The sequence below is a fragment of the Cetobacterium sp. ZWU0022 genome (genome assembly GCF_000800875.1).
In the GTDB taxonomy this organism is placed as follows: Bacteria; Fusobacteriota; Fusobacteriia; order Fusobacteriales; family Fusobacteriaceae; genus Cetobacterium_A.
In genome coordinates this window covers 1-2,435 of record NZ_JRJZ01000127.1, presented here as the reverse complement: position 1 = coordinate 2,435, position 2,435 = coordinate 1, and the positions used below count along the sequence as shown (strand labels likewise).

Here is a 2,435-nt window from a genome sequence, read left to right as displayed (position 1 = left end):
CCTTCAAGTTTTAGTTTACATGATTTGTTATTTTATGTCTACAAACTTATTCTAGCACCATCAACATATCTATAATTATTATATAATAATATATATAGTTTCTGACATATATAATTTTTTTTATAATCTTTTTTTTTAATTATATATAGTAGAATTTCTTTATACATCCTTTGCTTCACAGATTATCAATTATGATTTTTAATGAATTATAAAAACAATTTAATTCTTAAAGCATTTATAAATCAACATTAAAAAAGAGCTTAGATTTCAAAAATCTAAGCTCTTTGTATTTTAATCTTAAATTAGGTGTATGCTTTATTGTGGCGCCCCCAACAGGGATCGAACCCATAACCCTCTGATCCGAAGTCAGATGCTCTATCCAATTGAGCTATAGAGGCGCAACCATATGCATTTTACAGTATTTTCAAGTTTAAGTCAACACTAATTTTATTAATCCCAACATTCAACTCTCTCAGCATATGGTATTTCTATCTCATTTTTATTAAATGATGGATCTAATCCCTTTTCTTTTTGAGTATTATAATCTTTTAATGCTTCAAAAGCAACTTTACCTAGTAAGAATATCGCAATCAGATTCAATACTGCCATAAGCCCCATGAATAGATCTGCCATGTTCCATACTAAAGCTAGTTCACCCACTGATCCAAACATTACCATAGCTATAACTCCAGCTCTATATAGATTTAACCACGATTTATTTGGTGTTAAAAACTCTATATTAGTTTCTCCATAGTAATAGTTTCCAATAATTGAGCTAAATGCAAATAGTAATATGCAAATAGCTATAAAAATATTTCCCCAATGACCCACTTGAGAACTCAAAGCATTTTGAGTTAATTGAATTCCTGTTAATCCTTCTGTTTGGTGCGCTCCTGAAATTAGAACCATAAATGCAGTGCATGAACAAATTAAAATTGTATCTGTAAACACTCCTAAAGTTTGAACAAATCCTTGTTTAACTGGATGTGATGTTTCTGCTGCTGCTGCAGCATTTGGTGCTGACCCCATTCCTGCTTCATTTGAGAATAGTCCTCTTTTTACTCCTGTCATTATCGCAGCTCCTATTCCACCACCTACTGCTTGTCTTATTCCAAACGCATTTTCAATTATATCTCTAAATATTTCTGGAACCATACCAATATTCTTAATAACAATATACATTGAAATTATTATGTATAATGTTGCCATTATAGGTACAACCGTTGCACTAAAGTTTGCAATTCTCTGAACTCCACCAAAAATTATAACTCCCGTTGCAATCGCCAGAATTACTCCAATTATTGTTCTGTCCATTTTAAAAGCTTCATGGAAGGCCAATGAGATTGTATTTGATTGAACTGAATTAAATATTAATCCAAATGTTATTGAAATTAATATTGAGAAAGCTACACCCATCCATTTTTTATTTAAAGCTTTTTCCATATAATATGCCGGTCCACCTCTAAAAGCTTCTCCATCCTTTACTTTATAAACTTGGGCTAATGTACTTTCAACAAAACTAGATGCTCCACCAATAATAGCTATTAACCACATCCAGAAAATTGCTCCAGATCCACCTGAAGCTATGGCTATTGCAACCCCTGCTAAGTTTCCAGTTCCTACTCTAGAAGCTGTACTTATACAAAATGCCTTAAACGATGATACTCCACCTTTATGACCTACACTATCACCTAGTATTTTTATCATTTGAGCAAAATATCTAATTTGTACAAATTTTGTTTTTAAAGTAAAATATGTCCCCACAAATAACAACATTACAATAAGAACATAACTCCAAAGAATATCATTTAAAAAATTTACTACTGAATTCAGTATATCCATCATTTCCCCCTCGTATTTAATTTATATTAGGATAATTTTATCATAAATCTTTTTTAAATGAAAATATATTTTTTTAATTTAACTTATTTTTTACAAATTTTTCATAAAAAAAAAGGAGCTTATAGCTCCTTAATAAATTACTTTGCAACAACAATGTTTGTAGCTTGAGGTCCTTTAGCTCCCTCAGTTACATCGAAAGTAACTTCTTCTCCTTCATTAAGAGTTTTGAATCCATCTTTTTGAATTTGAGAGAAGTGTGCGAAAACGTCCTTTCCATCTTCACCAGTGATGAATCCGAATCCTTTCTCTTGGTTGAACCATTTAACTGTACCTTTCATTTGATACCTCCATAAAATTTTTGATTTCATGTAATAAATCTCCATTCAATCCAACTAATATAAGGTACCTATTTGAACACCTTTAAATATTAAATAATAGAATTTCTTTCAATTTATACATCATTTAAACACAGTATACACTATTTAGATGTTTGTGTCAATTTTTTTCTATTTAGCGATTCTCTTTTTACTGTTTTTTTACAAAAAATAAAAAAATGGCGCTTCTTGCTGGGCTCGAACCAGCGACAACACGAT

2 protein-coding genes and 1 tRNA gene are annotated in these 2,435 nt (G+C 30.6%); all 3 read right to left on the bottom strand.

The features are described 5' to 3' along the window. Nucleotides 1-321: 321 nt before the first annotated feature. A tRNA-Arg gene (locus L988_RS10120) sits at nucleotides 322-398 on the bottom strand. Nucleotides 399-450: 52 nt separating this feature from the next. Further along, a complete protein-coding gene (locus tag L988_RS10115; RefSeq protein ID WP_047383947.1) occupies nucleotides 451-1,842 on the bottom strand; it encodes a sodium:alanine symporter family protein in 1,392 nt (463 codons plus the stop codon). Nucleotides 1,843-1,979: 137 nt separating this feature from the next. Then, entirely contained in the window at nucleotides 1,980-2,180 is a 201-nt protein-coding gene (locus L988_RS10110; protein ID WP_023052292.1) for a cold-shock protein, read from the bottom strand. Nucleotides 2,181-2,435 lie beyond the last annotated feature (255 nt).